The 20,088-nt window shown below is 68.1% G+C and carries 17 protein-coding genes; 10 read left to right on the top strand and 7 right to left on the bottom strand.

Going from position 1 to position 20,088, the window contains the following annotated elements; genetic code table 11:
- Positions 1-8 precede the first annotated feature (8 nt).
- Positions 9-2,318 (top strand): fimbria/pilus outer membrane usher protein, encoded by a 2,310-nt coding sequence (locus tag AC07O3_RS04595; RefSeq protein WP_495338704.1) that lies wholly within the window; start codon positions 9-11, stop codon positions 2,316-2,318.
- Positions 2,285-2,815, top strand: coding sequence for a spore coat protein U domain-containing protein (locus tag AC07O3_RS04590; RefSeq protein ID WP_495338703.1), 531 nt, complete (start codon positions 2,285-2,287; stop codon positions 2,813-2,815). Before AC07O3_RS04595 ends, AC07O3_RS04590 begins: the two co-directional genes overlap by 34 nt.
- 24 nt (positions 2,816-2,839) lie before the next feature.
- Here the strand turns inward: AC07O3_RS04590 and AC07O3_RS04585 are convergent, their stop codons facing one another.
- Positions 2,840-3,118: a BTH_I0359 family protein gene (locus AC07O3_RS04585; protein WP_176929076.1), complete on the bottom strand. Its 279-nt coding sequence runs from the start codon at positions 3,116-3,118 to the stop codon at positions 2,840-2,842.
- Between the two features lie 147 nt (positions 3,119-3,265).
- On the bottom strand, positions 3,266-4,456 hold the full coding sequence (locus AC07O3_RS04580) for a DUF3108 domain-containing protein (RefSeq protein WP_495338702.1): 1,191 nt from the start codon (positions 4,454-4,456) through the stop codon (positions 3,266-3,268).
- 141 nt (positions 4,457-4,597) lie between these two features.
- Between AC07O3_RS04580 and AC07O3_RS04575 the strand changes: the two genes are divergently transcribed.
- Positions 4,598-5,674, top strand: coding sequence for a fumarylacetoacetate hydrolase family protein (locus AC07O3_RS04575; RefSeq protein ID WP_495338701.1), 1,077 nt, complete (start codon positions 4,598-4,600; stop codon positions 5,672-5,674).
- Between the two features lie 9 nt (positions 5,675-5,683).
- On the opposite strand, the gene AC07O3_RS04570 is transcribed toward AC07O3_RS04575, so the two are convergent.
- Positions 5,684-6,463 carry a helix-turn-helix transcriptional regulator gene (locus tag AC07O3_RS04570; RefSeq protein WP_495338700.1) on the bottom strand — a complete coding sequence of 260 codons (780 nt, stop codon included), beginning with the start codon at positions 6,461-6,463 and terminating at the stop codon, positions 5,684-5,686.
- An 89-nt stretch (positions 6,464-6,552) separates the two neighbouring features.
- On the opposite strand from AC07O3_RS04570, the gene AC07O3_RS04565 reads away from it, so the two are divergent.
- Genes AC07O3_RS04565 through AC07O3_RS04555 form a run of 3 tightly spaced genes read left to right on the top strand, consistent with a single transcriptional unit; the run spans position 6,553 to position 9,506 of the window.
- Entirely contained in the window at positions 6,553-8,286 is a 1,734-nt protein-coding gene (locus AC07O3_RS04565; RefSeq protein ID WP_495338699.1) for an FAD-dependent monooxygenase, read from the top strand.
- On the top strand, positions 8,283-8,495 hold the full coding sequence (locus tag AC07O3_RS04560; RefSeq protein WP_093178406.1) for a DUF2783 domain-containing protein: 213 nt from the start codon (positions 8,283-8,285) through the stop codon (positions 8,493-8,495). The genes AC07O3_RS04565 and AC07O3_RS04560 overlap by 4 nt, the downstream gene beginning before the upstream one ends.
- Before the next feature lie 36 nt (positions 8,496-8,531).
- Positions 8,532-9,506, top strand: a complete 975-nt coding sequence (locus AC07O3_RS04555; protein ID WP_093059945.1) for a Bug family tripartite tricarboxylate transporter substrate binding protein — start codon at positions 8,532-8,534, stop codon at positions 9,504-9,506.
- Between the two features lie 22 nt (positions 9,507-9,528).
- On the opposite strand, the gene AC07O3_RS04550 is transcribed toward AC07O3_RS04555, so the two are convergent.
- Positions 9,529-10,704: a toxin-antitoxin system YwqK family antitoxin gene (locus AC07O3_RS04550; protein WP_495338698.1), complete on the bottom strand. Its 1,176-nt coding sequence runs from the start codon at positions 10,702-10,704 to the stop codon at positions 9,529-9,531.
- 1 nt (position 10,705) lies between these two features.
- Complete coding sequence (locus AC07O3_RS04545) at positions 10,706-11,119, bottom strand: VOC family protein (protein WP_495338697.1); 414 nt, start codon at positions 11,117-11,119, stop codon at positions 10,706-10,708.
- 103 nt (positions 11,120-11,222) lie between these two features.
- On the opposite strand from AC07O3_RS04545, the gene AC07O3_RS04540 reads away from it, so the two are divergent.
- The 4 genes from AC07O3_RS04540 (at position 11,223) to AC07O3_RS04525 (ending at position 16,167) form a co-directional block, all read left to right on the top strand.
- Positions 11,223-12,443 (top strand): TraB/GumN family protein, encoded by a 1,221-nt coding sequence (locus AC07O3_RS04540; protein WP_495338696.1) that lies wholly within the window; start codon positions 11,223-11,225, stop codon positions 12,441-12,443.
- A 9-nt stretch (positions 12,444-12,452) separates the two neighbouring features.
- A complete protein-coding gene (locus AC07O3_RS04535) occupies positions 12,453-12,824 on the top strand; it encodes a DUF2946 family protein (protein ID WP_093079084.1) in 372 nt (123 codons plus the stop codon).
- A 116-nt stretch (positions 12,825-12,940) separates the two neighbouring features.
- A complete protein-coding gene (locus tag AC07O3_RS04530) occupies positions 12,941-15,229 on the top strand; it encodes a TonB-dependent receptor (RefSeq protein ID WP_495338695.1) in 2,289 nt (762 codons plus the stop codon).
- A 29-nt stretch (positions 15,230-15,258) separates the two neighbouring features.
- A complete protein-coding gene (locus AC07O3_RS04525) occupies positions 15,259-16,167 on the top strand; it encodes a copper chaperone PCu(A)C domain-containing protein (protein ID WP_495338694.1) in 909 nt (302 codons plus the stop codon).
- 6 nt (positions 16,168-16,173) lie between these two features.
- Here AC07O3_RS04525 and AC07O3_RS04520 read toward each other — a convergent pair whose 3' ends face one another.
- Together AC07O3_RS04520 and AC07O3_RS04515 are read right to left on the bottom strand one after the other, a co-directional pair.
- Positions 16,174-17,889 carry a phospholipase D family protein gene (locus tag AC07O3_RS04520; RefSeq protein ID WP_097197871.1) on the bottom strand — a complete coding sequence of 572 codons (1,716 nt, stop codon included), beginning with the start codon at positions 17,887-17,889 and terminating at the stop codon, positions 16,174-16,176.
- Positions 17,890-17,984: 95 nt separating this feature from the next.
- On the bottom strand, positions 17,985-19,889 hold the full coding sequence (locus AC07O3_RS04515; RefSeq protein ID WP_495338693.1) for an ATP-binding cassette domain-containing protein: 1,905 nt from the start codon (positions 19,887-19,889) through the stop codon (positions 17,985-17,987).
- Positions 19,890-20,088: the final 199 nt, after the last annotated feature.

Raw genomic sequence — 20,088 nt, 5'->3', positions numbered from 1 at the left:
TGGCACACATGGCGCAGGCCCAAGTGATTGCAGACGACCGGGTGTTCACCCCGGTAATCATCGACGTCGAAGTCAATGGCACGGCAGAGGGGCCTGCACGCTCTGCGCTCCGGCACGGGGGCAAGCTCCTGTTCAGCCGTGCCGATTTGCAGGCGTGGCGCGTCATCGTTCCCGCCCAGGCGACGGCCGTGGTCGAGGGGGCCGATTACTACGACCCCGCTGCGTTGCCCAATGGCAGCGTGGCGCTGGAAGAAAGCACGCAGACGGCGCAAGTGCGCTTGCCCGTGACGGCATTCGTGGCCAGTGCACTCACCGGCAAGGCCGCGAACCGGCCGTCGCCGACGCCCTCGGTCAATGCCGCCTTCGTCAACTACAGCATGGCGTTGCAGCACGACAGCAACGGCACTGCCGCATCGGGACTGCTCGACAGCACGGTTTCGGGCCAATGGGGATTGCTGGCGAACAGCGTGCTCGTCGGCCAGTCGGCCTATCAGAATGCGACGGGCCTTTCGTCGCTGAGCAAGATGGTCCGGCTCGACAGCTACTACCGCTACGACGACCCGGATCGCCTGACGCGGCTGACAGTCGGCGACGCCATCACGCAGAACGCCGCGTGGTCCACGCCGTCGCGCTTTGCCGGGGTGCAGTTCGGCACGCAGTTCGGCCTGAGCCCCGGGTACATCAGCTATCCGGTGCCGTCGCTCTCGGGCGGATCGGCCGTCGCGTCGACGCTCGAAGCCTATGTGAACAACACGCTGCACTATCAGGGGCAGGTCGATTCGGGCCCGTTTTCGTTGAGCAACGTGCCGGTGCTCAGCGGCGCGGGTGAGATGAGCTTCTCGGTGTCCGACGCGCTGGGCGTGCGGCGCACCGTCACGACGCCTTACTACGTGAGCACGAATCTGCTGCGCGCGGGCTTGTCGGACTACTCGGTCAACGTGGGGTGGAGCCGCCTCAACTATGGCCTTCAGAGCAATGACTACGGCAGCCCGTTCGCTGCCGGCAACTGGCGCCGCGGACTCAGCGAGACGGCCACCATGGAACTGCATGGCGAGGCCGGTGCGCAGGTTCAGGTTGCCGGCGCCGGCCTGACCTGGGTGTGGGCGCCGCTGGGGGAGTTCGGACTGCACGGCGCGGCCAGTCGCTCGCAGGACTCGGGCAGCGGAACGCTCGGGCGCGTCTCGTTCGCGCACATCGCTTCTGAGTGGAGCTTCTCGGCAAGCCGGCAATCCGCCAGCGCAGGCTTCATGCAGGTTGCATGGCTGGACAGCCAGACGCACACGACCGGGCAGACTCAACTGTTCCTGGGGCGCTCCCTTGGCCGCCGCTATGGCAGCCTGGGCCTGGCCTACACGGCCTTGCGCTACAGCGGCGGCGACGAGGCCAAGGTGCTGTCGCTCAACCATTCCATTCAACTCGGTGCCGTGTTCCTGAACACCTATGTGGCGCGCACCGACTCGGGCGCCACGGCGAATCGCCAGCGTGTCGCATCGGTCGGCTTGAGCCTGACCCTTCCGCTGGGCGACCGGCAGACCGCATCGGCCACGACCAACCGGCAGAACGGGAAGACCACCACCACGGTCGACGTCAGCCAGGCGACTCCGAGCGATGAGGGGCTGGGCTGGCGCGTCGCGGCCTCGAATGGCGAGACAAAACGCGCCCAGGCCGAGGCAACCTGGCGGACCCCCTATGCGAGCTTCAACGCGCAGGTCGTCGACCTCAACAAGGAGACCAGCGCCAGGGTGCTTGCCGAGGGTTCACTGGGCTATACGTCGGGCATGTTCTTCGCGGCGCAATCGTCCAGCGACGGCTTTGCGCTGGTGACGGTGCCTGGCGCGGCCGGCATCAAGATCTACCGGGAGAACAACCTGGCGACGACGACCGACGGCGAGGGGCATGCCCTCGTGACCGGGCTGCGTGCCCATGAGCTGAACAAGATCAGCGTGGACAACGGCGATCTGCCGATTTCGGCGCAGGTGCACTCCGACGTGCTGCAGGTCGTGCCGTCGTACAAGGGCGTTGCGGCGGCCACCTTCGACATCTCGCGCGACCTGAGCGCCACCATGCAGATCCGGCTGCCCGACGGGTCGCCGCTGCCGGCTGGCATCGACGTTGTCGGCGAAGGCCGTCCGTCTCCATTGATCACCGGCTACGGCGGCACGCTGCAACTCGATCGCCCCCGTGCGGGCGAACGCTTCGAGGCGAACTGGCGTACTGGCCATTGCAGTTTCACGGTCGGCCCCATTCCGACCACCGGCACGCTGCCACAAATCGGGCCCTACACATGCGAAACGATGCTTCCAACTACAGCGCGCTGATCTGGGTTGCCGGTCTGATTGGCGCGCTGGCTGCCGCGTCGGCACATGCGTCATGCACGTCGACGGGGCTCGGGACGCCGACCTGCTCTGCCACCATCAGCGCGACGGCCCTGAGCTTCGGAAACTACAGCGCGTCCACGACGAGTGCCACCACAAGTACCGGCACCATCACGGTGGCGGCCACGTTCTCAGGAAGTGTCTTCGGAACCAGCACCTTGAGCTATACGGTCAGCCTGAGCGCGGGGAATTCGGGAACGACCACGAGCCGCTACATGAGCTATGGCAGCTACACCCTGAACTACAACCTGTACACCAGTTCGACCTACGGGACGGTCTGGGCGACCAGCACGGTGTCGGGCAGCGCGTCCGCCTCAGGTGGGTTCGGGACCAGAACGGCAAGCACCACGCACACCGTCTACGGTCGCCTGCCTGCCGGCCAGTACACGGCTGCGCCGGGCAGCTATACCGACACCATCACGGTGACCGTGACCTACTGAGTTGTCGTTTCCGGGGTTTTCGGCTCAGTGCACCAACACGGGGGTGTGGGCCAACTCGGCGTAGCCTTCGAGCGTGTCTTCGACCTCTTCCTGGGTGGGAGTGTTGAGCTGCCAGGCGGCGATCTGCTGCTGGAACAGTTCGGCCCAGGAGCCGTCGAGGTACACCTCCTTGCCCGAACGCTTGTCCACGATCTCGAAGCCATGGCGCTCCAGAACCGGCACATTCGGCTGCGCGGGCTCCTCGCCTTCATTGGGCTGCACGTGTACGACGACGAAAGACTCCGAGTCATAAAGCATGTTCATGGCGGGCCCTGTGAGTATGTCGATGGCGTTCATGGGGTTTAGATAGCAATCAACGCGCCAGTTTCAAGATAGGTTGTCTATTTGTAAAACCAACAGGCTAATCGGCATATCTCCAGGACCTTTTGCTTCGATAGTGTGACTTTCTCCTCAATTCGAGGGGCCTGCGGGTAGGGGTTTGCGCAATTGGGCGTCAGCGAAGTCGCCGTTTGCTTCCGTCTGCCTGATGCGCACGGGCAGATAACCGTACGCTGGCGCAAGCCAGAGCTCCAGTTTTCTATCGAAATCCCGGCGCGGGTTGCGGGTGAGCTTGCGCGCGGTGTATTCGCCGGCCGGGAGGGCTATCTTTTCCTCTTCGCCGACCACGAAGACCCAGACGTCGGCATCGCGTGGCCCCACGGTCTGGACCGAGATCCGGGTGCCCGCCGGATAGCGATCCGGGCTGGCCGCCAGCAGGCCGCCGAGCTGCATCATGACGCTCATGCGGTCCTGCGCGCCGGCCAGCAGGGGCACGGGGGGCGTGTTGTTGCTGAACACGATCTGCCCCTGATCGCGCACGAAATGCGACGCCACCTCGGCCTTGCGGCTTTCGGAGTACCGCTCGGGCTCTAGGCCGGAGGGGCCGATGCGGCCGGTGCTGTGCCAGTTGAGCAGGGTGAAGAACACCGCCTTGAGCGTCAGCCGCCCGTCGTAGCGGGAGCCATCCTGCAGCCAGACGAGCTCACCGAACACGCCCCGCTGCGGGGAGGCCCCCACTTGGCCCGTGGCTTCGAAATCGAGCGTGACCGAACCGGGGATCCTCAGCGCCTGGGTGCCGGCGATGGTTCCCGAGGCTTCGCTGCCGCCGGCCGTCTTGGTGCCGCTGCCCGTGCCACCGGCAGGGGAAGACGCACCAGCCGGGGCGCTGGCGGCTGCTTCGGGCGGTGCTGCTCCTGAATCGGGAGCAGCCTGGGCCGTCAGGTCCGGTGTTTCCGGAGCAGGGGGCACGGAAGCGTCTGGCTCCGGCGCTGGCGTAACGGCCGCAGGAGCCGGCTTCGGACGGGGCGCCGACGGCTCGCGGGGCCGGCGCGGCTTGGGCGGCGGTGCTGGCTTGGCTTCCGCCGGGGCGGCAGCCGGCGCAGCGGGCTTTTCAGAAGCCGGCGGCGCGATCACGATCGTCCGCGTGCTGAACTTGCTCGCCAGTGGCGAGGGTTCCGGCCCGATGGCCACCGGCGCCAGCCCGAGCACCAGCAGGTGGATCAGCGCCACCAGCAGCGTCAGACCGATCAGCACCCGCCACGACGGACGCCCGGGCAGGCCGGGAGGCGGCAAGGAAGAAGGAGGGGCGACGAGCGTCGGCATCAGTGTGTGGAGTGAGGCGCCGGCCCGGAGGTTCACGAAGACCACCTCGGTACACTGCCGCCCGTTCAACCAGTTTAAGTGGGAGCGGCGCCCGGCCTCGTGCACGCGCCGTGTCCCGCGCCATCACGCAGGCACCGCATCATGAAACTCGCCACCCTGAAGGACGGCTCGCGCGACGGCCAGCTCGTCGTTGTCTCGCGCGACCTCACGCTCGCCCACTACGCCACCGGCATCGCGAGCCGGCTGCAGCAGGTGCTGGACGACTGGGGCTTCATGAGCCCGCAGCTGCAGGACCTGTACGACTCCCTCAACACCGGCCGCGCGCGCCACGCCTTCCCCTTCGACCCGTCGATGTGCATGGCCCCGCTGCCGCGCGCCTACCAGTGGGCTGATGGCTCGGCCTACATCAACCACGTCGAGCTGGTGCGCAAGGCGCGCAACGCCGAAGTGCCCGAGAGCTTCTACACCGACCCGCTGATGTACCAGGGCGGCAGCGACGACTTCCTCGGCCCGACCGACGACGTGATCGTGCCCAATGAAGCCATGGGCATCGACTTCGAGGCCGAGATCGCCGTCATCACCGGCGACGTGCGCATGGGCTCCACGCCCGACCAGGCACTCGACGGCATCCGCCTCGTGATGCTGGCCAACGACGTGAGCCTGCGCAACCTGATTCCGGCCGAGCTGGCCAAGGGCTTTGGCTTCTTCCAGAGCAAGCCCGCCACCGCCTTCAGCCCCGTGGCCGTGACGCTCGACGAGATCGGCGAGGCCTGGCAGGACGGCCGCGTGCACCTGGCGCTGCAAAGCAGCTGGAACGGCCGCAAGGTCGGCATGTGCGACGCCGGCCCGGAAATGACCTTCCACTTCGGCCAGCTCATCTCCCACATCGCCAAGACGCGCAACGTGCGCGCCGGCAGCATCGTGGGCAGCGGCACCGTGAGCAACAAGGGCGTGGAGAAGAACGGCCACATGGACTGGCCCAAGGGCTATTCGTGCATCGCCGAGAAGCGCTGCATCGAGACCATCCAGACCGGCCAGCCCTATACCGACTTCATGAAGTTCGGCGACACGATCCGCATCGAGATGAAGGGGCTCGACGGGCGTTCGCTGTTCGGTGCGATCGATCAGGAGATCGTGTCGACGGCCGGGCGGCCGAAGGAGGCGCCGGTGTCGCTGGTGAAGCCCGCCGCGGCGCAGGAAGAGACCGCGGAAGACTGAAGCCGCGTTTCAGCCCGGACCGGCGCCGCGCAGCAGTTCTTTCTGCGACCGTATCCCCAGCCGCCGGAACGCCCGGTACTGATGCGTGCGCACAGTCGTCAGCTCCACGCCGATCTCGCGCGCCGCTTCTTTCGCCGTCTTCCCAGCCATCAGGTGGCCGATGACCTCGCGTTCGCGCAGGCTCAGCCTCAGCAGCCGCGAGGCCAGCGTGGGCTCCACCGCCTCCCTTACGGCCACAGCGCTGCGGCCATGCGCCGCGGTGGCGTCGGCCAGCAGCGTGGCGTGCGCCTCGATGCGCGCGAAGTCCTCCACACCGAACTCCGGCTGCGCAAGGCTGCGGTAGAAGCTCACCGCCACGCGCTGCCCCGTGGGCAGCAGCAACAGCACCGACGCGCGCTCGCGGATGCCGACGTCGCCATAGCAGGCGGCGCGGTAGGCCGGGTCGGCCACTTCGTCGGCGTGCTGGTGGCCCAGCCATAGCTGCGCGCGCTTCGGCAGCTTGCGAGCAGCGAGCCAGGCCATGTTCGGGTCGAGCAGGTCGAAGCGCTGCGCCACATAGCGTTCGGTGGTGCGCTCTGCCGTGCTGCCGTAGCTGCTGGCGGCAGACACCGCCTCGATGCGGCCGGTGGCATCGACCACGAACACGGTGCAGAAAGTCACCGGCATCACGCGCTGCATCGCCTTGAGGTAGCTGGTTGCCAGATGCGGCGTGCCCACGCCGGAGAGCACGTCGCCGACGACGGCTGCGGCCAGCGCGGTGTCGGTCGGGTGGATGCGCCAGCGTCTCATGCGTGAAGAAAAAGAAGAGCAGTTCGGGTAAGTACCTCGTACGAAGTTATGACATTGACGGCCCCCGCGCATCGGGACAATCCCGTCGGATGACGAACTCTCCCGATGCCGCCAGCGGCCCCGTGCCTCCGCCGGCCAGCGCCACTGAACTGCCGCCGTCGGTCGGCGCCTTCCACTACACGCGCTACAAGCCCTGGACGCCGCCGCTCGAAGAAGGCGGTATCGAACCCGGCCGCCATCCAGTGGTGATCGCGGGCGGTGGGCCGGTCGGCATGGCGCTCGCGCTGGGGCTCGCGAACCACGGCGTGCGCAGCGTGATCCTCGAAGCCGACGACACGGTGTGCGTGGGCAGCCGCGCGGCCTGCATCTCGCGGCGCAGCCTTGAAATCATGGAGCGGCTCGGCGTACTGCCCGGCTTCATGACCAAGGGCCTGCCGTGGACTGGCGGTCGCAGCTTCTACAAGACGGCCGAAGTGTTCCGCTTCGAGATGCCGCACGACGCGCAGCAAAAGCTGCCGCCGATGATCAACCTCGAGCAGTACTACGCCGAGCACTATCTGCTGGAAGAAATCTTCCGCCGCAACGAGCAGACCCCGGGGCTCATCGACATCCGCTGGGGCACCGAGCTCACCGGTCTCGCGCAAAGCGATGAGGGCGTGACGCTCGACGTGCGCAACGCCGAAGGCGCCTACCGGCTGCACGGACAGTGGCTCGCAGCCTGCGACGGCGGCCAGAGCTTCGTGCGCAAGGCGATGGGGCTCGCGCTCGAGGGCACGGGCTACGAAGGCCGCTACGTGATCATCGACATCGAGCTGCACAGCGGCCACCCCACCGAGCGTCGCGCGTGGTTCGACCCGCCGTGGAACCCCGGCTCGACCGTGCTGATGCATCGCCAGCCCGACGACATCTGGCGCATCGACTACCAGCTGCGCCCCGGCCAGAGCACCGAAGAAGCGCTGCAGCCGCCGGCCGTGGCCGAGTTCGTGCAGCGCCACCTCGACGCCATCGGCGAAGGCCACCTGCCGTGGAAGACGGTGTGGACCTCGGTCTACCGCGCCGGCGCGATGACGCTCGACAGCTATCGCCACGGCCGCGTCGTGTTCGCGGGCAACGCGGCGCATGCAATGCCGATCTTCGGCGTGCGCGGGCTCAACTCGGGCTTCGACGATGTGGACAACCTCGCGTGGAAGCTGGCGTTCGTGGCAAGGGGGTTGTCAGATGCGGCGCTGCTCGACTCGTACTCGCAGGAGCGCATCGCGGCCTTCCATGTGAACGCCGAGAACGCGATGCGCAGCACCGAGTTCATGTCGCCGCCATCTCGGGGCTTCGACCTGCTGCGCGAGGCGGCGCTGTCGCTGTCGGAAGCGCATCGCGGCATTGCGCAGCTCATCAATCCGCGCCAGACGCAGGCCGTGCGCTATGTCGATTCGCCACTGTCTAGCGAGGGTGACGGACTGCCGATGGGTCCGCTGCCGGGCGAGGTGATGCCCGAGCAACAACTCGCGCAAGGCCACCTCACCGACTGGATCGCGCCGACCTTCACGCTGCTGGTGCTGCGGCCCGATGTGGCCCCGCTGCCTGCAGCCGACATTGCGCAGGCACTGCAGGGCGCGCTGCCCTTCGTCGTGCGCAGCATCGCGGCCCCGGGCATCGACGGCGCCGACGTGCATGCATCTCTCGTCGTCTTCGAAGCGCTCGGCGCGCAAGACGGCGCGGTCTATCTGCTGCGTCCCGATGGCCACGTGGCCGCGCGCTGGCATCGCCTGCCGCCCGGCGCCCTGCAACCTGCACTGGCCCGCGCGGCCCAGGAGCCCCTCGCATGACCACGACACCGCTGAACCCCGACGCCCGCGACCGCCTCTATGCCGAGTGCGCACGCGCCATCACCGAGGCGGGCGCCGAGCGCGAATCGCTGTTCCTGGCGCGGCTTGCGCTGCTGCTGTTCGAGCAGGTCGGAGACGAGGCGCGCTGCCGCGCCGCGCTGGCCGATGCGCTGCGCGCGCTGCCCGTACCATCGCTGTCCGCTTCCTGATTTCCAAACCAATTACAAACGACTGGAGACTGATCCATGGATCGCCGCACCCTTCTCGCCACGCTCGCTTCCGGCGCCGCAGTGGCCGCCACGCCTTTCGCCCATGCGCAGGAATACCCCGCGCAGCTCATCAAGTGGGTCGTGCCCTATCCGGCGGGCGGCGGCACCGACGTGATCGCGCGCGTGCTGGCCGAATCGATGCGCCAGACGCTGGGCCAGCAGATCGTGGTCGACAACCGCCCCGGCGCCTCGACCAACATCGGCGCCGACCTCGTCGCCAAGAGCAAGCCCGACGGCTACACGATCCTCTCGGCCGACAACGCCGTGCTGGCCTTCAACGAGCACCTGTTCAGCAAGCTGCCGTTCAACCCCGAAAGAGACTTCACCTACATCGGCGCGATCGGCAAGTTTCCGCTCGCGCTGGTGGTGCATCCGGACTTCCCGGCGAAGAACTTCAAGGAGTTCCTGGCCTACGTGAAGGCCAATCCCGGCAAGGTCAACTACGCCTCGCCCGGCAACGGCTCGCCGCACCACCTGGCAATGGAAATGTTCAAGGTGCGCACCGGCACCTTCATCACCCACATTCCGTACCGCGGCGCGGCGCCGGCCATGGCCGACGTGATGGGCGGGCAGGTGCCCTGCATGTTCCTCGACCTGGCCTCGGGCCTGTCGATCATGCAGAGCAACAAGGTGCGGGTGCTGGCCATCGGCTCGGGCGCGCGCAGCAAGCTGCTGCCCAACGTGCCGACGCTGGCCGAAGTGGGCGTGCCCAACACCGAAGTGTTCGCGTTCCAGGGCATCCTCGGCCCGGCCGGCCTGCCGCCCGCGGTGGTGAACAGGCTCAACGGCGACCTGAACAAGGCCTTCGGCACGCCCGCCGTGCAGAAGCGTTTCGAAGACTTCGGCATGGAGGCGATGCCGGGCTCGCCGGCGCAGTTCGCGGCGCTGTCGCGCGCGGAGTCGAAGCGCTGGGGCCCGATCATCAAGCAGGCTGGCATCAAGCTGGACTGATGCCGGCAGCGGGCGTTTGCCCCTAGCGGGTGAACGCCTTTCGCGAGCCGTCTTCGAGGACTTCGTCGTCGCGCTGCAATTCGCCGCTTTCGTCCCAGGTGCGCTCGCGCGTCACGCGGCCCTTGGCGTCGAAGCTCGACTCGGCCAGCAGCGTGCCCTTCTCGCTGAAGCGCTGGTGGGTGCCGACCGGAATCTGCCGGTTGCGGCCCGCGATCTCGTAGCGGCCCTGCGCGGCGCGCTGGCCGCTGTCGTAGAACTCGGTGATCTCGACCGCGCGCGCGTCGCCGCTGCCGCTGTATGCCGACTTGCTGCGCGGCTGGCCGTTGAGGTAGTAGCCGTCGTCGACGATCGGCTCGCCCGCGCTGTTCCAGCGCTGGTCGCGCACCAGCGTGCCCTTTTCGGAGAAGGCCTGCTCGCGCACGCGGATGCTCGCGCGCTCGACCAGCAGGTACACCGTCTCGCGGCGCTTCACGCCTTCGGACGAGTAGTTCTGCTCGGTGCGCTGGTTGCCCACGGTTTCGTCCAGCGATGCGGTCTTGCCGTTGTCGTAGAAGCTCTGCGAGCGCACCCGCTTGCCCGACACGAAAGAAAGCCGCGAACGCAGGCTGCCACGCGCGTCGAACAGGTCGACCTGCGACGGGCCGGTGCCCGTGAAGCCGCAGAGCTTGGCGTCGTCCGCCACCGGCGCGAGCGTGGGCGCGTCCGCGCAGCGCAGGGCCGAAAGCTGGCCGTTCTCGGTGAATTCGACCGACGCGCGTTCGCTGCCGCTGCCGGTGTCGGGATAGAAGATGGCGCGCCGCAGCTTGCCGTCGGGGTAGAAGTTGCGCACCAGCCCGCGCTCCTGGCCGTCGTCGTAGGTGGCGTCGCGCAGTACGCGGCCCGTGGGCGAGAACTCGCGGGCGCGGCCGTGCAGGTTGCCCTTGGCGTTGAGGCTGTGCTCCTTGGCGAGCTTGCCCTTCTCGTAGATGCGCACCAGGCCCATCGACACGCCGTTCTGGATCTGCTCTTCGCGCTGCAGCTCGCCGGTTGCGTGGTCCTTGCAGCGCAGCAGGCCGGTCTTGCCGGCGGTGCTGCTGCCGTTGGCCGGGTTCACGCTGCGGCCGTTGAGCTCGCAGTCGAGCTGCGCGTGCGCCGCCGTGGCACAGAGGAGTGCGAAGAGTGCGGCGGCGCCGCGAGGGGCGATCCGGCGCGGGGTCATTTCACTTGTCGTACAGCGTTTCGAGGGAGCGCAAGCCCTTGATCTCGATCGGGTTGCCGAACGGGTCGAAGAAGAACATCGTCCATTGCTCGCCCGGCTGGCCCTCGAAGCGCACCTGCGGCTTCAGCACGAACTCGGTGCCGGCGGCTTCGAGCCGCGCGGCCATCGCCTGCCAGTCGGGCAGGGCCAGCGCGAGGCCGAAATGCGGCATCGGCACCATCACGTCGCCGACGCGGCCGGTGCGGGCGGTGGCGAAGGGTTCGCCGAGGTGAAGGGAAATCTGGTGGCCGAAGAAGTCGAAGTCGACCCAGGTGTCGGTGCTGCGGCCTTCGGCGCAGCCGAGCACGTTGCCATAGAAGCGGCGGGCGCCGTCGAGGTCGCGAACGTTGAAGGCAAGGTGGAAGATGCTCTGCATGGTTTCGGATTATGGGCAGCGGTGCTGTGAGAATGCCGGACTTTCTTTCATCGTGGAGCAAGCCTTGCGGATACTCCGGGTCCTCGCCGCGCGGATGCGCGGCATGCATGTCATCGCGCGGATGCGCGACATCCTCTCTCTTCTTCCTTCCGCGCCGGATTTCCGGCGCATGCCGCGCCAGATCCTGACCGGCGCGTGCTGTGTGTTCAGCTTCGCGGCGGCGCATGCCGCCTGCCCGCCATCGGCCATCGCCAGCCTCGAGAAGCCGGGCATGGGCGTGCGCAACGGCGTCGACCGCGGGGTGCTCTGGCGCATCGAGCGCGACGGGCGCACCTCGTGGCTCTACGGCACCATCCACGTCGGCCGCGGCGACTGGGTACGGCCCGGCCCGACCATCCAGAAGGCGCTGGCGCAGAGCGATACCCTCGCGCTGGAACTCGACCTGCGCGACGAGGCCACCGCCCGCGCCATGGCCCGGCCGGCCGACCCGGAGCTGCTGGCGCGCATGCTCAGCGGCGAGCGCGCCCGCCGGCTGGAGCGCCAGAACTCTGAAGCCTGCGTGCCGCCGGGAACGCTGTCGAAGCTGCAGCCGATCCTGCAGGTCACGGCGCTGGCCGGCCTGGCGGGGCGTGCTGACGGGCTGTACCCGGAATTCGGCGTGGACGAGACGCTGGCGGTCTCCGCCCGCAACAGCAGCAAGCCGATCGTCGCGCTCGAAAACGCGGCTGAACAGATCAAGGTGCTGACGGGCGAATCCGAAGCCGAAGAAGCCGAGCAGGTCGATGCGGCACTCGACGAGCTGGAGTCCGGCAAGCTGCGCGGCCAGCTCAAGGAACTGGCCGATGTCTGGGCGCGCAGCGACGCGGCCAAACTGGCTAGCTATCCCGAGTGGTGCGACTGCCTCAAGACGTCCGCCGAGCAGCGGCTGATGAAGCGCCTGCTCGACGACCGCAACCCGAACCTGGCCGATGGCATCGAGCGCCTGCACGCCGGCGGCAAGGGCGTGTTCGCGGCGGTCGGGGCGTTGCACATGATCGGCCCGCAGGGGTTGCCCACGCTGATGGCTGCGCGCGGCTTCACCGTGACGCCGGTGCTGACCAACGCACAGGCGCAGACGGCGCAGCCGATGCCTGCGCTCGCGGCGCCATCGCCCGCGCCAAGGGCCGTGCGCGGCGGCAAGGCCGTGAAGGGCCAGCGCGGGCAGGCGGTGCAGAAGGGCGGCAAATCGACGAAGGCGGCACCCGCTGCCAGGGGCGCCAAGGCCCCCGCCAAAGCGCCAGCCAAGGCCGCGGCCCCTGCCGCCAAGGGCAAAGTGCGCAGATAATCGCCCGCCATGCACGCGCTGCGAACCCACACCCGCTTCCTCGGCCTCGTCGGCCGCTGGGTGCTGCTGTGGTTCGTGATGTCGCTGGGCGTGGCGGTGGCGTCGCCGCTGGTGAATCCGCAGTCGATGGAGCTTGTGTGCTCCAGCGCCGGCTCGATCAAGGTGGTAGTCCATACCGAAGACGGCGCGCAGGAAATGGGCGCCTCGCACATGGACTGCCCGCTGTGCGTGCTGACCGGCGCGCCGCCGCCGGCCATGGCGGTTCCGGTTTTCGATCTTCCCTTGCCGCTGGGCCGCGTGGTCCAGTCCATTCCCGCCGCGCGCCTGGCCGCGGCCACCGCGGCGCCGCTGCCGGCGCGCGGGCCCCCGACTTTCTCCTGACGCTCTCAAAACCATAGCTGCATACGCACGACCGACTGCGTGTGCGGCCTGTCTGGCTTGAAGTTTCGTGGAGAAGGTTCCTCTTGAAAAAGCATTCCCGCGCCCTGGCGATCGCCATGGCATTTCCTCTTGGCGCGCCTGCGCTGGCGCAGCAGCAGCCCGCCGAAGCGCCTGAAAGCGGCACCGGTGGCCGTTCGCTCAGCACCGTCACCGTGAGCGGCGGCCGGCCGACCTCGCTGCCGGCGCAGATCCCCACCACCATCGAAGGCGTGACGCACGACCAGATCGTCGAGACCGTCAACGCCACCGACAGCGAAGACGCGCTCAAGTACCTGCCGAGCCTGGTCGTGCGCAAGCGCTACATCGGCGACTTCAACCATGCCGTGCTCGCCACCCGCGCCTCGGGCACGGGCAACAGCGCTCGCTCGCTGGTCTATGCCGACGGCATCATGCTGTCGAACCCGCTGGGCAACGGCGCCACCTACGCGCCTCGCTGGGGCATGGTGTCGCCGGAAGAAATCGAGCGGGTCGACGTGCTCTACGGGCCGTTCTCTGCTGCCTACCCCGGCAACTCGGTGGGCGCGGTGGTCGACTACGTGACGCGCATGCCCACGCAGCTGGAGGCGCACGTCAAGCTCAGCGGCTTCGTGTCGAACTTCGATCTGTACAACAGCCATTCCTCCCCGGCCGGCCAGCAGCTCGACCTGTCGCTGGGCAGCCGCAGCGGCGACTGGTCGTGGTGGCTCAGCGCCTCGCGTACTCACAGCAAGGGGCAGGCGCTGGTGTTCGGCAACCGGCTGGTGAGCGCGGGCACGGTCGGCAGCGCAGGCACGCCCGTGACCGGCGCGGTGCTGGGACTGAACCCGTCGAACCAGCCCTGGTGGCTGGTGGGCGGCTCCACCATCTACGACACCACGCAGGAGCAGGCCAAGCTCAAGGTGGCGTACGACTTCTCGCCTACCGTGCGCGCCACCTACACGCTGGGCGCGTGGAACAACACCACGCACGGCGGCGTCGACACCTGGCTGCGCGATGCGCTCGGGCGGCCGGTGTACGGCGGCCGCGTGAACATCGGCGGACGCACCTACAACCTCGATTCACCGAGCGCCGCGCTCGCACCGACCGAGACCGCGCTCACGCATTACATGCACGGCCTCTCGGTGAAGAGCCACACCGGCGGCGTGTTCGACTGGGAGGTGGCGGCGAGCCTGTTCGACTATTCGAGCGACACCTCGCGCACGCCCACCACGCCGCTGCCGGGCGCCTTCAGCGGCGGGCCGGGCCGCACCACCGACATGGGCGGCTCCGGCTGGAACACCTTCAAGGCGGCCGGCACCTGGCGGCCTACCGGCTCGGCCGAGGGCGTGGGCGCGCACGTGGTCGACTTCGGCTTCCAGCAGGACACGGCGCGCCTGCGCACCAGCGTCGGCAACACGCTCGACTGGATCAGCGGATCGCCCGTCACGCCGTTCTCGGCCTTCAACGGCAACACCCGGCTGCAGTCGCTCTACGTGCAGGACACCTGGCGCTTCGCGAAGGACTGGAAGACCACGCTCGGCCTGCGCCACGAGCGCTGGGAAGCCTACGGCGGCCAGCTCGGCAGCGCGGCCACGCTGCTGAACTTTGCGCCGCGCAAGAACAGCTACGACTCGCCCAAGGCCGCCATCGCCTGGCAGGGCACGTCCGACTGGCTCCTCAAGGCCTCGACCGGCCGCGCGGTGCGCATGCCGACGGTGAGCGAGCTCTACCAGGGCTCGATCAGCGGAAACCAGATCATCAACACCAATCCGAACCTGCGCCCCGAACGCTCGTGGACCACCGAGCTCAGCGCCGAGCGCGACCTGAAGGGCTGGGGGCTCGACGGCGTGCTGCGCACCACGCTGTTCTTCGAGAACACGAAGGACGCGCTCTACACGCAGGCCCTCACCAACCTCGTGAGCACGGTGCAGAACGTCGACGCCATCCGCACGCGCGGGCTCGAGGTGGCGATGAATGCGGTCGATGTGGGCATGCGGGGGCTCGACCTCGGCGGCAGCCTCACGCTGACCCGCTCGAAGATCACCGCCAACAGCGGCTTTCCCGCCAGTGTCGGCCACGACCAGCCGCGCGTGCCGAAGGTGCGCGCCACGCTGCTCGCCACCTACCGGCCGGACGCCAGCTGGAGCTACACCGTCGGCGCGCGCTACAGCGGCAAGCAGTACGGCACGCTCGACAACAGCGACCCCAACGGCTTCGCGTACATGGGCTTCTCGAAGTTCTTCGTGGTCGACGCGCGCATACGCTACCGGATCGACAAGCAATGGAGCGCGTCCTTCGGCATAGACAACCTGAACAACAACAAATACTGGGCCTTCCACCCGTACCCGCAGCGCACCTACGTGGCCGAACTCAAGTTCGACCTTTGACTCTTTCACTCCAACTGCAAGGACACGATATGAACAAGACTTCGATGACCGCCCTCAAGACCGCCGCTGCCTGCGCCATGCTGGCGGGCATGGGCGCCGCCGTGGCGCACGTCACCCTGCCGCCGGGCGGTGCCACCGTCGGTAGCGACTACAACGCCGCTTTCCGTGTCGGCCACGCCTGCGAAGGTGCCAAGGCCACCACCGGCCTCGCCGTGCGCCTGCCCAAGGGCTTCGTGCTGAGCGACGCGCAGGAGCGCAAGGGCTGGAAGCTCGACGTGCAGAAGAGCGGTGATGGCGAAGTGCGCTGGACGGCAGAAAAGCCCGAGAGCGCGTTGCCCGGCAGCGAGCGTGCCGAGTTCGTGCTGCGCGGCAAGGTGCCCGCGACGCCCGGCACGCTGTGGTTCAAGGTGCTGCAGACCTGCGATACCGGCGTGGCCGACTGGGCCGAGGTGCCGGCCTCGGGCAGCTCGACCGCCGGCCTGAAGAGCCCGGCCGCCAAGCTGAACGTGGTGGCGCAGGGCGTGGCCACGGTCGACGTGCGCGACGGCTGGGTGCGCCAGTCGGTGCCGGGCCAGAGCGGCACCGGTGCCTTCATGAAGCTCACTGCGCCCACCGGCGCGAAGCTGGTGAGCATCTCCACCCCGGCCGCCGGCATTGCCGAAGTGCACGAGATGAAGATGGAAGGCGACACCATGAAGATGCGCGAACTGACCGGCGGCCTCGACCTGCCCGCGGGCCAGACCGTCGAGCTCAAGCCCGGCGGCTATCACGTGATGATGATGGACCTGAAGGGCGCGCTGGCCAAGGGCGGGACCGTGCCGATGACGCTGAAGTTCGAGGACGCCAAGGGCGTGAAGACCGCGCTGGACGTGACGCTGCCGGTGGGGGCGCCCGAAGGTGCCGATGCAGGCGGTTCGGCGCACCAGCACAAGCACTGACGGCGTCTATAGAAGCTGGTCGGGCGCCAGCGGCCCGAATAGCTTGAGCAGCAGCCGCAGCGTGGCGCTGGCATCGGGCTCGGTGGTGGTGTCCTTCAGGCCGCTGCCCTCGGGCGCGCGCCACAGCAGGGAGCCGTCGACCAGCTCGACATGCCACGAGCGCTCGCGCATGCCGCGTTCGATCTGCTCGGACGCGGCGCGCGAGAGTTCGTTGCTGCGGATCAGTAGCGCGATCTCGGTGTTCTGCAGTTGCGATCGCAGGTCGAGGTTCATCGAGCCGACCACCAGCAGACGGCCGTCCATCACCAGCACCTTGGAGTGCAGCATGGCGCGCGATTCGCCGGTGGCGCTGCTGCCGCCCGAGGAGCCGAAGACGTTGCCGAAGCCCGCCTGCTCGCTGCGCAGTTCGTAGAGCTCGATGCCCATTCCGAGCAACTCCTCGCGGTGGCGTGCGTAGCCCACGTGCGCCACCGGCGCGTCGTTCGAGGCCAGCGAGTTGGTCAGCACGCGGATGCGCACGCCCCGGGTGCGGGCTGCGGAAAAGGCTTGCAGCATGTCTTTTCCGGGCACGAAGTAGGGCGAGATGATGAGCAGGTCGGCGCGCGCCTGGCCGATCAGCTGCAGCAGGCCTTCGACCACGGTGTCGCCGCTGGCGGCCAGATCGGACGCGGCTTCCAGCGAGGCCGCACCGGGCGAGGTGCCGGCCTTGTCGCCGGGCCGGCTGACCACGAGGCCCGGCGCCTTCGCGCTTTCGGGGCCCGAGTCGGCGGGGATCTTGCCGGGCTTGTCCGCCAGCATCGCGGCTGGCGCCCAGACGAAGGTGGCGGTGCGCAGGTCCAGCGGCTTCTCGTCCCATGCGCGGGCGCGCTGTTCGGCGGTGGGAGGGGCGTTGTCCGAGGCTTTCTGCTGGCTGGCAGATTCTTCGGCCAGCTCCTGGTCGGCCTTGCGCGCGCGGTCGCGCATGGCCTGCAGTTCCTCGCGCGTGACCAGCGATTGCACCGGGTAGGCGCGCTCGTTGTTCCAGTAGCTGTCGAAGCTGCGCGAGAGGTCTTGCACGATGGGTCCGGCCGCCAGCACGTCGACATCGACGAAGTTGCCGTTTGTCGCGTTGCCGAAATACGCATCGCCGAGGTTGCGCCCGCCCGTGACGCCGAGCACGTTGTCGGCCAGGAACAGCTTGTTGTGCATGCGCTGCTGGATGCGCGAGGCGTCGTCGATCGAATTGAGCAGGCGGCTGAAGGTGGAGTCGCGCGAGCCGGCCAGCGGGTTGAACAGGCGCATCTCGATGTTCGGGATGAAGGCCAGGCCCAGCACCAATGCGTCGCGGCCGGTGGTGTGGAAGTCGTCGAGCAGCACGCGCACCCGCACGCCGCGCTCGGCCGCCGAGCGCAGGCCGCGCAGCAGGCGGCCGGTGCTGGCATCGGCGTGGATCGCGTAGTACTGCAGGTCCAGCGTCTTCTGGGCACCCTCGATCAGCGCGAGCCGGCTGCCGTAGGCGGCCTGCGGACCGCCCAGGAGCAGGAAGCCGGATTCGTAGCGGGCCTTGTCGGTCTGCCGGCGCTGCTGCACCAGATCGGCCATCGCGGTGCCGGCGGCTGGTGAGGCGAGAGCGGTCGAGACGGGCCGGTCGACGTTCTGGGGCAGCTGTGCGCAGGCACCGAGGATCAGCAGCGCGAGAAGCGCAGTGGATCGGCGCAAGAACGTCTGGAAGGAAGAAGGCATGCGGCTTTCCCGGGGCTTGGAAGGGTGAGCCGCATATATAGCCTAGTCGGCGCCCGCCCGGCGTCGGACGGGCGGACGATCGGTGCCGACGGGTGTCAGCGTCCGGCGGTGAGCTCTTCCTGGCGCTCCAGCGCGGCGAGCAGCTCGTCGTCGATCCTGGCGTGGCGCTCGGCCAGTTCGGCGGCGCGCGACGCGTCGCTGGCGTAGATGGCGCCGCCGTCGAGTTCGAGCATTTCGGTGATGCGCGTCTGCTCGGCTTCGAGGGCTGCGATCTGGGCGGGGAGGGTGTCGAGTTCGCGCTGCTCTTTATAGGAGAGCTTCTTGCGGGCGCCTGCTGCCTTGGGGGCGGAGGCTTCCGCGGCGGCCGGGGCGGGTGCGGGGGCTGGCGTCGGGGCGGGTGCCGCGGCCGCGCGCTGCTCGGCGATCTCGCGGGCGCGCTTGGACTGGATCAGCCAGTCCTGCACGCTGCCTTCGTACTCGCGCCAGCTGCCGTCGCCTTCGTAGGCGATGGTGCTGGTGACCACGTTGTCGAGGAAGGTCCGGTCGTGGCTCACGAGGAACACGGTGCCGTCGTAGTCCTGCAGCAGGTTTTCGAGCAGCTCCAGGGTGTCGATGTCGAGGTCGTTGGTCGGCTCGTCGAGTACCAGCACGTTGGCCGGTCGCGCGAACAAGCGCGCCAGCAGCAGGCGGTTGCGCTCGCCGCCGCTGAGCGAGCGCACGGGGGAGTTGGCGCGCGCGGGGGAGAAGAGGAAGTCCGAGAGGTAGCTCTTGACGTGTTTCTTCTGCGAGCCGATCTCGATCCACTCGCTGCCGGGGCTGATGAAGTCTTCCAGGGTGGCGTCGAGGTCGAGCTTGTCGCGCATCTGGTCGAAGTACGCCACCTGCAGGTTGGTGCCGCGGCGGATCTTGCCGCTGTCGGGTTCGAGCTCGCCCAGGATCAGCTTCAGCAGGGTCGTCTTGCCCGCGCCGTTGGGGCCGAGCAGCCCGACCTTGTCGCCGCGCAGGATGGTGCCGCTGAACTTGCGGATGACGGTCTTTTCGCCGAAGGATTTGGTGGCCTCGGTGAGCTCGGCCACGATCTTGCCGCTGGACTGGCCGGAGGCGACGTCCATGTTGACGCTGCCTTGCACTTCCCGGCGGGCGACGCGGCTGGCGCGCAGTTCCTGCAGGCGGGTGATGCGGCTCTGGCTGCGGGTGCGGCGGGCTTCCACGCCCTTGCGGATCCAGATTTCTTCCTGGGCCAGGAGCTTGTCGGCCTTGGCGCTGATGACGGCCTCCTGGGCGAGCTGCTCTTCCTTCTGCAGCAGGTATTGCTCGAAGTTGCCGGGGTAGGAGCCCAGCTTGCCTCGGTCCAGCTCCACGATGCGGGTGGCGACGCGGTTCAGGAAGCTGCGGTCATGGGTGACAGTAACGACGCTGCCCTTGAAGTCGATCAGCAGCTGTTCGAGCCATTCGATGGAGTCGAGGTCCAGGTGGTTGGTGGGCTCGTCCAGCAGGAGGACGTCTGGCGCTGCCACCAGAGCCTGCGCCAGGGCGACGCGCTTGCGGGTGCCACCGGAGAGAGAGCCGACGCGGGCGTCGCGATCGAGGTGCAGGCGGTGCAGCGTTTCTTCCACGCGCTGCTCCCAGTTCCAGGCGTCGAAGGCTTCGATCTGGGATTGGAGGGCATCCAGGTCGAGGCCGTCCGCGCCGGAGAGATAGAGATCGCGGATGGCAATGACGGGGGCCAGGCCCTGGCTGGCTGCGGTGAAGACGTCCGCATCCATATCCAGAAGAGGTTCCTGGGCCACATAGGCCACCCGGAGGTTCTGCTGCAACTGGAGGGTGCCGTCGTCGGTCTTCTCCAGGCCGCCCAGTATCTTGAGCAGAGAAGACTTGCCAGCGCCATTGCGGCCGATCAGGCCGATGCGCTCTGATTCGAGAAGAGAAAAGTCCGCATGATCCAGCAGCGGGACGTGACCGAACGCCAGTTGGGCGTCGAGGAGTGTGATGAGTGCCATGTGGCGCGGATTATCGGAGGAGCCAATGTCAGGGCTTGGCGGCAGGGAGATGGGCTCTGTATGGAGGGAGCTCGAAGAGGCCCCTTTTCAAGTTTCTTTAAGCCGGTCTTGCACGGCCCCAGATCTGTCATATACTCGTGGGCTTCGCTGATGAATGCCACTGGTGTTCGAGGCAGTTGGTGCTTCTTCTGGGGTGTTG

It is taken from the genome of Variovorax sp. GW821-FHT09D05 (genome assembly GCF_059416325.1).
This window is presented reverse-complemented; position numbering and strand designations above follow the sequence as displayed.

Excerpts from the sequence above, each read along its gene's own strand:
- AC07O3_RS04595 (WP_495338704.1), top strand. The coding sequence starts at position 9 with ATGGCGCAGGCCCAAGTGATTGCAGACGACCGGGTGTTCACCCCGGTA.
- AC07O3_RS04590 (WP_495338703.1), top strand. The coding sequence starts at position 2,285 with ATGCGAAACGATGCTTCCAACTACAGCGCGCTGATCTGGGTTGCCGGT.
- AC07O3_RS04585 (WP_176929076.1), bottom strand. The coding sequence starts at position 3,118 with ATGAACATGCTTTATGACTCGGAGTCTTTCGTCGTCGTACACGTGCAG.
- AC07O3_RS04580 (WP_495338702.1), bottom strand. The coding sequence starts at position 4,456 with ATGCCGACGCTCGTCGCCCCTCCTTCTTCCTTGCCGCCTCCCGGCCTG.
- AC07O3_RS04575 (WP_495338701.1), top strand. The coding sequence starts at position 4,598 with ATGAAACTCGCCACCCTGAAGGACGGCTCGCGCGACGGCCAGCTCGTC.
- AC07O3_RS04570 (WP_495338700.1), bottom strand. The coding sequence starts at position 6,463 with ATGAGACGCTGGCGCATCCACCCGACCGACACCGCGCTGGCCGCAGCC.
- AC07O3_RS04565 (WP_495338699.1), top strand. The coding sequence starts at position 6,553 with ATGACGAACTCTCCCGATGCCGCCAGCGGCCCCGTGCCTCCGCCGGCC.
- AC07O3_RS04560 (WP_093178406.1), top strand. The coding sequence starts at position 8,283 with ATGACCACGACACCGCTGAACCCCGACGCCCGCGACCGCCTCTATGCC.
- AC07O3_RS04555 (WP_093059945.1), top strand. The coding sequence starts at position 8,532 with ATGGATCGCCGCACCCTTCTCGCCACGCTCGCTTCCGGCGCCGCAGTG.
- AC07O3_RS04550 (WP_495338698.1), bottom strand. The coding sequence starts at position 10,704 with ATGACCCCGCGCCGGATCGCCCCTCGCGGCGCCGCCGCACTCTTCGCA.
- AC07O3_RS04545 (WP_495338697.1), bottom strand. The coding sequence starts at position 11,119 with ATGCAGAGCATCTTCCACCTTGCCTTCAACGTTCGCGACCTCGACGGC.
- AC07O3_RS04540 (WP_495338696.1), top strand. The coding sequence starts at position 11,223 with ATGCATGTCATCGCGCGGATGCGCGACATCCTCTCTCTTCTTCCTTCC.
- AC07O3_RS04535 (WP_093079084.1), top strand. The coding sequence starts at position 12,453 with ATGCACGCGCTGCGAACCCACACCCGCTTCCTCGGCCTCGTCGGCCGC.
- AC07O3_RS04530 (WP_495338695.1), top strand. The coding sequence starts at position 12,941 with ATGGCATTTCCTCTTGGCGCGCCTGCGCTGGCGCAGCAGCAGCCCGCC.
- AC07O3_RS04525 (WP_495338694.1), top strand. The coding sequence starts at position 15,259 with ATGAACAAGACTTCGATGACCGCCCTCAAGACCGCCGCTGCCTGCGCC.
- AC07O3_RS04520 (WP_097197871.1), bottom strand. The coding sequence starts at position 17,889 with ATGCCTTCTTCCTTCCAGACGTTCTTGCGCCGATCCACTGCGCTTCTC.
- AC07O3_RS04515 (WP_495338693.1), bottom strand. The coding sequence starts at position 19,889 with ATGGCACTCATCACACTCCTCGACGCCCAACTGGCGTTCGGTCACGTC.